This is a genomic window from Acidithiobacillus albertensis, assembly GCF_001931655.1.
Taxonomy (GTDB): Bacteria; Pseudomonadota; Gammaproteobacteria; order Acidithiobacillales; family Acidithiobacillaceae; genus Acidithiobacillus; species Acidithiobacillus thiooxidans.
This window is the reverse complement of record NZ_MOAD01000022.1, coordinates 1-7,670: the sequence shown is the minus strand read 5'-3', so window position 1 is coordinate 7,670 and position 7,670 is coordinate 1. Positions and strand designations below refer to the sequence as shown.

At 49.3% G+C, this 7,670-nt stretch carries 8 protein-coding genes and 1 pseudogene; 4 read left to right on the top strand and 5 right to left on the bottom strand.

Annotated features, from left to right (window positions below):
• A partial coding sequence (locus tag BLW97_RS16390; RefSeq protein WP_143214952.1) for a sulfite exporter TauE/SafE family protein occupies positions 1 to 394 on the top strand: 394 nt, incomplete at its 5' end.
• Positions 395 to 619: 225 nt separating this feature from the next.
• Here BLW97_RS16390 and BLW97_RS16385 read toward each other — a convergent pair.
• Positions 620 to 1,129: a rhodanese-like domain-containing protein gene (locus BLW97_RS16385; RefSeq protein ID WP_075323966.1), complete on the bottom strand. Its 510-nt coding sequence runs from the start codon at positions 1,127 to 1,129 to the stop codon at positions 620 to 622.
• Positions 1,130 to 1,202: 73 nt separating this feature from the next.
• Here BLW97_RS16385 and BLW97_RS16380 point away from each other — a divergent pair, with 73 nt between their 5' ends.
• On the top strand, positions 1,203 to 1,763 hold the full coding sequence (locus tag BLW97_RS16380) for an HdeD family acid-resistance protein (protein ID WP_075323965.1): 561 nt from the start codon (positions 1,203 to 1,205) through the stop codon (positions 1,761 to 1,763).
• A 31-nt stretch (positions 1,764 to 1,794) separates the two neighbouring features.
• On the top strand, positions 1,795 to 3,516 hold the full coding sequence (locus BLW97_RS16375; RefSeq protein ID WP_075323964.1) for a chloride channel protein: 1,722 nt from the start codon (positions 1,795 to 1,797) through the stop codon (positions 3,514 to 3,516).
• A 200-nt stretch (positions 3,517 to 3,716) separates the two neighbouring features.
• On the opposite strand, the gene BLW97_RS16370 is transcribed toward BLW97_RS16375, so the two are convergent.
• The 3 genes from BLW97_RS16370 to BLW97_RS16360 all read right to left on the bottom strand — a co-directional run bounded on the left by BLW97_RS16370 (position 3,717) and on the right by BLW97_RS16360 (position 4,952).
• Complete coding sequence (locus BLW97_RS16370) at positions 3,717 to 4,163, bottom strand: biotin/lipoyl attachment domain-containing protein (RefSeq protein ID WP_075323963.1); 447 nt, start codon at positions 4,161 to 4,163, stop codon at positions 3,717 to 3,719.
• Positions 4,160 to 4,618 (bottom strand): hemerythrin domain-containing protein, encoded by a 459-nt coding sequence (locus BLW97_RS16365; protein ID WP_075323962.1) that lies wholly within the window; start codon positions 4,616 to 4,618, stop codon positions 4,160 to 4,162. Before BLW97_RS16365 ends, BLW97_RS16370 begins: the two co-directional genes overlap by 4 nt.
• 85 nt (positions 4,619 to 4,703) lie before the next feature.
• A complete protein-coding gene (locus BLW97_RS16360; RefSeq protein ID WP_227485260.1) occupies positions 4,704 to 4,952 on the bottom strand; it encodes a thioredoxin family protein in 249 nt (82 codons plus the stop codon).
• Positions 4,953 to 5,226: 274 nt separating this feature from the next.
• Here BLW97_RS16360 and BLW97_RS16355 point away from each other — a divergent pair, with 274 nt between their 5' ends.
• Positions 5,227 to 7,320, top strand: coding sequence for an EAL domain-containing protein (locus BLW97_RS16355; RefSeq protein WP_075323961.1), 2,094 nt, complete (start codon positions 5,227 to 5,229; stop codon positions 7,318 to 7,320).
• 151 nt (positions 7,321 to 7,471) lie between these two features.
• Here the strand turns inward: BLW97_RS16355 and BLW97_RS16350 are convergent.
• A pseudogene (locus tag BLW97_RS16350) lies at positions 7,472 to 7,670 on the bottom strand (MFS transporter); the annotation flags it as partial.

The window sequence follows — 7,670 nt, the reverse complement described above, 5'->3', positions numbered from 1 at the left end:
TGCGCATAAAACATGCAAGCGGCATGCTTGTGTATATTTTTATGGCGGTGGTACTGGCATTTTGTCAGGATTTTTTGGCATTGGCGGTGGTTTTCTCATTGTTCCTGCACTGATGCGTTCTGGGCGCTTGCCTATTTTGAATGCCGTCGCCTCCTCATTGTTAGCTGTGGGAGCCCTAGGCACAGCGACCGCCGTCAGCTATTCGCTGGATGGCCTCGTAGACTGGCATATTGCTGCAGAATACATAGCTGGGGGAATATTGGGAGGATGGTTGGGAGCACTGAGTGCCGATAAACTGGGACAGCGTAAAGCGGCGTTGAATGATATCTTTATCGGTGTCATAGTTTTGGTAGCCATTTATATGTTATACAAAGAAATAAATTTTTTCATATAAGTTAACTGATTAGCACAGCGATTCCGTTGCATGGGTAACCGGTAACTGAGCGGTGTATCTTGCGGGGTGTCATATAAGTAGAAGGCAGCACCAGAAATATTCACATTTGACTGTATAAATAATACAATCTTTCTAATCTTCCAGTAATTTAAATATCTTTATTCCACGACATGGTGTAGTAGAACTGAAGCTGATAGTTGGCTTATAATTCATCAATTAAAATAATCATCTCCTTTTAACGCTAAAAATATCAGCCTGGATTTTATTTAGGTTATATCCGTCTGCTACCCAAAGAGGAATCCCTCCCTTTAAATAGCTGACATCGACAAATTCCATCTCTTTGAGCGCCAACGCTGCCAATGAAGATCTACCTGCAGATGGACAGTCACAGATGCAACAGATTTTCATCTGACGCGCGGAAGCAAGCAATTTGTGGTGACCTCTGAATTTTAGATCAGCGGCCATCTCTATGATACCTCGGGGAATTGCTATAGCACCCGGAATACTCCCATGAGATAGCTCATCCGCTTCTCTGACATCTATCACGATTATGGCTTTGCAGAGGATCAGATGATGCAGCTCGTTGGGCATCATCCCATGGATTGCTTCATGCGCCTCGTATATGAGGCTTTTCAACGTAGACATATCATCACATAGGTAGTAGGATTCATTTGTAAATAGTACAGGAAATAGAAAAATTTTTCGAGATGGTTGAATATCAAATTTAAGCATCATAATTTCGGTTGCTTACATACACTAGTTGCTCCTTATTTAGGTATTGTTCATTATTTTAAAAAAGGATGGCATCATGAACACAACACCACCAGATTTAACGACGATTATCAAGTCAGAACAACATTATCTCGGAAAATATACTTTAGTGGTAGGTTTAATCTTGATTGTAATCGGCATTTTCGGCTTGCTCAGTCCCGTGATTCTTTCCGCAGCAACTGATGGCATCCTGGCGGGGGTTCTTATTCTTGGTGGCGCAGTATGGATAGCTCATAGCTACCAACTGCATGCGCATGGGCTTGGAGACTGGCTCAGACCGCTTCTTTTGCTGATAACCGGAGCTATTATGGTAGCCCTTCCGGCCGCTGGCATCGCCAGCATTGGCTTGCTTTTTATTCTGTATTTCTTTATTGACGCTTACCGTAATTTTACGCGGCCCAAGGTGTTGAGTGGAGTCGGACGTGGCTGGTTTTTTTTCAGCGGTATTATCGATGTGTTGATTGCGTTGCTTTTTATCGTCACCTGGCCGCAAGGTTCACTGATACTGGTCGGTATTTTTGTCGGGGTGAACCTTATTTTTGATGGAATAATCTTGATAATAGTGCGCAATGGTATCATCGGACTAACGAAGTCCTGAAGAATAACCAACCATTGTTGCATCTGGGCCAATGAATAAACTTGTTCGTATTTTGCGGCAACTTTTTTATCCGCACGTTCACACCCTCGATTCAACCGGCCTTAGTTTCAGTCCAAAATTTTGGCTGCTTATTGTTTTTACTGGTATCGGTGCTGGGTTGGGTGCGGATTTTTTGATGTTCCTACTCTCCACGGTTCAACATCTCAGCTACCACTACGCACATGGATATTTTCAGGTGGCGGCAGAGCATGTCTCCGGCTTACATCGCTTGGGCGTATTAATTTCTGCCGGAGTATTAGCTACCTTTGCAGTCTGGCTGTTACGCAGATTGTCGCATGGTGCCAATAGTGATGTAGTTCACGCTATATGGTTTCAATCTGGAAGCGTGAATTTTTGGCATACCATCGCTCAGGCGATACTTTCCATGACCATCGTCGGCATGGGCGCTTCCCTTGGCAGGGAAGGAGCACCCAAACAGGTAGGAATGGCAATCGCTAGCCTGCTTTCACGGTGGGGAAGGCTCTCATCGACAGAGACGCGTTTCCTCGCCGCCTGTGGAGCCGGCGCAGGGATGGGAGCGGTTTATAATGTTCCACTCGGTGGCGCGCTTTTTGCGCTGGAAGTCCTGCTGGGTTCAGTGACTTTACCTCTTCTGTTGCCCGCCATTACCACGGCATTGATTGCTACTGCAGTATCCTGGATCACTCTTCCTGACCAGCCCACGTACACACTTCCGATTTATACGTTTCATATCGGAGAACTGTGCTGGTCGCTCCTATTTGGACCATTAGCCGGCGTTATGTCTGTTTTGTTTGTTCGTCTCATTATATGGGCGGATCTCCATAAGCCTCAGTCGGGATGGTTTATGTGGGCACCCCTGCTTATGTTTACCCTGCTTGGGATATTAGCCATTCCTTATCCACAACTCTTAGGAAATGGAAAGGATGTCACTGAGTTTGCTTTTAATAGTCAACTTCCTTTACTTCTAATGCTTACTCTTGTCGTGTTAAAACCCTTGGTGACGGCAGGATGTCTTGGAAGTGGTGCCCCGGGTGGTCTTTTCACACCCAGTATTACCTATGGAGCGGTAGTTGGGGGATCAATGGGGGATTTATGGTCTTTGATCTGGCCTGGAGCGGCTATTGGAAGTTACGCCGTAATTGGCGCGGGTGCTTTACTCGCTGCAACGATGCAAGCGCCTCTGGCCGCCATAGTTTTGCTGCTGGAGCTCACGCACAATACTATGGGCATTATGATTCCTGTTCTGTTAGCCATAGTATCCGCTGTTTTCACTGCTCGCCTGTTAGATAAGCGGTCTATTTATTCTGGCCCTGCCGGTATTGAGCCATTCATTGAGCAAGTCTCTACGCACCCAGTACATACTGCATTTGATGACCTGATCACGCCGTCATTTCAGAATATCGTGCCGATCTCTGCCAGCTACAGCCACCTTGTAAAGTTGATGAGTACTGACGATCCCCCGCACAATTTCTATGTGGTGGATCACAGCGGTCAACTCGCCGGTATGATTTTTTCGAAAAATCTAAGAACTGCGGACTTGCTGACGCGTACCTTGAATGTTGCAGCGGCCGACGATTTGAAAACACCAATTACCGCTATTCGATCCGATCAGAGCCGTAAAGAGGTCATCGATCTTCTTGATCAACCTTATTTTTCCGAGATGCCAGTGATTGATTGTGTCAGCAAACGATATATAGGTGTTGTCAGGCCATCTTCGATAATCTGTAAATAGCTATTCATCGTAATCCATCTGGCTAGCCGCACCGGGGTGAACGTCAGTCAGTTTGTAGCGCGAGGAGATTCGACCGCTATCATCGTCCGCGACTACGTATGCATACACATCCCGCCACCTGAGCGCCCCAGTCAATCAGGTCCAGTCCGGAAGGTCGCAGGCGGGCTGAGCATAAAACGGCTTGCGGCCTGATTCATGGCTCATTCCGAACAGCGCATACACTGCACTCCATAGCGTTTGATCCAGGCCTCCAGTGCTTCAATAGCCTCACTGCCGGTTTTCACGTTGTCCAGGGCATGTTGGGGATCATCCGGTTTGACGCGGGCAATCCAGGCGTCCTTGTAAGGATCAATATTGATCAGGTGCGGGTCTTCCAACAATTGCTCGTTGCGGGCAATGACTTCACCGGCAAAGGGCACGGGTACGCCGCCTGCCCACTTGCCACTTTCCAGCGTAGCCACATGCCGTCCGGCCTCCAGATGTGTGCCGATTTTTTTAATACGGGCTTTTTGCAGGCGGCCCGACATGGTCTGCGCCGGGTCTGTAACCCCAATTGTCAGCGTACCGTCTTCTTCCGGGCGCACCCAGACATAATCAAGATCATAAAACAGGTCTTCAGGCAGTTCACAACCATTATATTCGCTCATGATCCGACCTCCGCCTCAAAGTCGAGAATACGCTTTCCCGCAGCTTCACCCTGATCCGCCAATGCGCTAGCCAGATAGGGATAAAGTTCGGTTTCTTCCTTGGCATCGTGTTGTTTGAGAATGGTTTGGACGGTACTCAGCAGATCGTCAAAGGTCTCGGCGTCTTGGTCTGCAATGGCCTCCGCCATTTCTTCAAAAAACACCCGCAGATCCTGATGCCCCTTGCGAAGTAGCGCGGTCAGAGGATGATCTTCGCCACCTTCCTGTAGCTCGAAGGCAGGGAATAGGGTGCTTTCCTCCACGACCATATGACCATCGACAATCCCATGGCGAAAGGCTTCCAGGAACTGCGCAGCCTCCTGCCACGCATCTTTGCCGACAGCCTGGGCACTCTGCTCCAAAAGTTGATCCAGGCGTTCATGGTCATGTTGCATGATCTGATCTATGGGTGTCATGGCATTCTCCGAAAAGGTTGCAGTGCATTTCTATGGGACCTGAACGTGGCCGAAGCTTTGTTCAGGCGCATTCAGTAGGTTGTATTCATTGGGCACCGAGCATTTTCAGCACTTCGCCCAGAGGCTGTGCGCCCACTGTCTTCAGGGCACCGTCCACGACAATGGCCGGGACCGTTTTAATGCGCAGATTGCTGACGATTTCGCGCCCCTCGCGATCCGCCACATCCAGTACCTGCAGTTCCATCGGCACCTTTTCTGCGGCTTCTTTCCACACGGCTTCAGCCTGCGGGCAAACCGGGCACCATTTCGAAACCAGAATTTGTACTTTCATCATCAAATCCCCAACATAAAAAAGACGATCATGTCGCGAATCAGCGTAGCATTGCTAACCATCGGGCGCAAAAACGTCAAAATGGATCTGTGCATAGAACAAACCCCTGTCCATCTGGCAACCACGAAGGGTTAAGAGGTATGAATAACAAGTAATCAATAAGGTATGACTTTTGGGTGACTAAAATACGAGATACGCTGACGCCTTATGACTGGTGCATTTTAGGAAATCATATGCTGCAGATTGTGAGTTGTAGCAACTTCTGAGAAAATGAAACATGTGGAAATATATTTTTACCAAACATACACAACAACAATCCCCTCTCAGCGAACAACTGTATGCGCTGCTTGAAGTCTTCCCAGATGCGTTTTTTTTCAAGGATGGCGCGGGTCGCTGGCAGATCATCAATGAACCCGCCAAACGCCTTTTTCACCTGGAAGGAATTCCATGGAAAGGCAAGACCGATATGGAACTGGCGGAACTGCATCCGGATTTTCGGGAGATTCACGAGGCTTGCATAGCGGATGACGAAAAAGCCTGGCAAGCCAAACAACTGATTGTTGTCGAAGAAAAAATGGTCCGTGAAGATGGCTATCAGGCGTTCTATGAAACGCGGAAGCTGCCTTTGTTCAATGGGAATGGTGAACGCGCGGGCATCATGATCATCGGTCGCGACATCACCGCACAAAAGGCGGCCGAAGAGCGGATTAAGCAAATGGCGTTTTACGACGACCTGACCGCCCTCCCCAACCGGCGTTTCCTGGAGACCCTGATGAAACAGGGCATGGCGCGTGCTAAACGTCATGATCGGCTCCTGGCAGTCTGCATGATGGATCTGGACGGCTTCAAACCCGTGAATGATATCTATGGCCACGAGGCCGGAGACGAAGTACTGGTGGCCCTGGGAAAACGCTTGCCCGAAGTCTTGCGTAAATCCGACTTTGTCGCGCGCCTGGGCGGAGATGAATTCGTCCTGCTGGTGGAAGATCTCGAGGATCTGGACGATCTTGCCAACATCATGAAAAAAATTGAGAGCGCCATCTCCGCCCCTATTCCGCTGAGCCATGGCGAAAGCGTTCAGATCGGAGCAAGCATGGGGGTTGCCATTTACCCCTTTGGAGATACAGACACGGGAGACAAGCTCTTGCGCCTGGCCGATCAGGCCATGTACGAGAGCAAGGCAAACAAGGCCGATCGAGAGCGCTTCTGGGTGCTTTTTGGTGAAGAAATCCACAAAGCCGTATCGCTCACCCCTGCACAACAGCTGCTAGATGCCGGGGCTCTGGAGGTCTGGTATCAACCGGTACTGAATACCCGAACACGCAAGGTGGTAGGTGTCGAAGCCCTGGCGCGGCTTAGGGATAAGGACGGTACCCTCTGGCCTCCGGTGAAGTTCCTGCCACAACTGCAGATTGGAAATCTTTCTGATCTGACCAAAAAAGTCTTGGCGCAGTCATTGACCGACATTTCTCTTCTGAATACACAAGGATGGCCTTTATGGGTCTCTGTCAATATGGATCCGCGCTCCGTTTCGAAAGACTGCATCATCTGCCTGCAGGAAATGATCGCCCAAAGCAAAGTGGATCCCTCCCGCATCACTTTGGAGATTCTGGAGGGAGATGATTTTCTGGAACAGCAAAAGGCGTTGGATCATCTTCTGGAAATGAAAGCATTAGGCGTCCGGCTAGCCCTGGACGATGTGGGAAGCGCCTATAGTTCCTTGCTGCGGCTCAAGGATCTTCCTATTGATGAGATCAAGCTGGATCAGGGCTTTATCCGCTCCTTGGAGCAGCGACCCCACCAGGATCTGCATTTTGTGGGAGCCATTCAGGACCTCGCTGCAGGCATTGGCGTGGATCTGGTCGTGGAGGGAGTGGAAACTGAGGACATTCTGGATGCGATTGTGGCCACGGGCGCGCAGTTTCTACAGGGCTATGCCATCGCTAAACCTATGCCTTTATCCGAACTTCAGGCATTTCTCCACAGCAACCCCTGCTATGATCATCCGCATCCAACCAGTCTGCTTGGGTTTTATGCCAAACAAATCGCCGCCCATAATGCGTTGAAAAAAGTGATTTGCCAGGCCCCGCATCTAACCGACTATAGAACATTGGCGGACGCTACCGCCTGCCCCGGCCATCACTATATCCGTAGCTTAGGACTGAATGACAACCAACGTCTGGAGCGACTCCATCAGGCGTACCACCGAACTATGGCAGCTATGGGAGAACAGTTGATTTCCAATAGTGACTGGAGCGAAGCAGATCAAGCGGCGAGGGCTTTCGAGCAGGCCATCATAGAGTCTTATTGGAACAAGAAAATGACAGAGGAAAATTCGGTTCATCCTAAAAACAGCAGTTACCCCTACTGAAATAAGATTATCCATTTGATAAGATGAGGCTTTTCCTGCACATGGAGGCCACCCTATGGGTGAAGAAGAAAAACACCCGCAAAAGGCCATTCCGGAGGCGGTACAGACCATAATCGTCGACGCGTGACGCCCGGAAGGGATGTATTGACAATCATGCTTTGTTTTTCATCAGTAACACAATCAATATGACCGCTATAAAGCTCCAGAAAAGGAACGTGAATGCATCCAGTATCCCCCGCATTGCTGCATGTTGCGCCAGAGTTTGTCCCAGTACCTGCCAAGCCAGCGTTCCCTGATGTAATCCCGCATCACGCATATAGCGGGGTAGTGCCGCGCTGAACGGATTGATA

Coding starts and splice junctions, on each gene's coding strand:
- BLW97_RS16385 (WP_075323966.1), bottom strand. CDS start 1,129: ATGATGCTTAAATTTGATATTCAACCATCTCGAAAAATTTTTCTATTT.
- BLW97_RS16370 (WP_075323963.1), bottom strand. CDS start 4,163: ATGAGCGAATATAATGGTTGTGAACTGCCTGAAGACCTGTTTTATGAT.
- BLW97_RS16365 (WP_075323962.1), bottom strand. CDS start 4,618: ATGACACCCATAGATCAGATCATGCAACATGACCATGAACGCCTGGAT.
- BLW97_RS16360 (WP_227485260.1), bottom strand. CDS start 4,952: ATGATGAAAGTACAAATTCTGGTTTCGAAATGGTGCCCGGTTTGCCCG.
- BLW97_RS16375 (WP_075323964.1), top strand. CDS start 1,795: ATGAATAAACTTGTTCGTATTTTGCGGCAACTTTTTTATCCGCACGTT.
- BLW97_RS16355 (WP_075323961.1), top strand. CDS start 5,227: ATGTGGAAATATATTTTTACCAAACATACACAACAACAATCCCCTCTC.
- BLW97_RS16380 (WP_075323965.1), top strand. CDS start 1,203: ATGAACACAACACCACCAGATTTAACGACGATTATCAAGTCAGAACAA.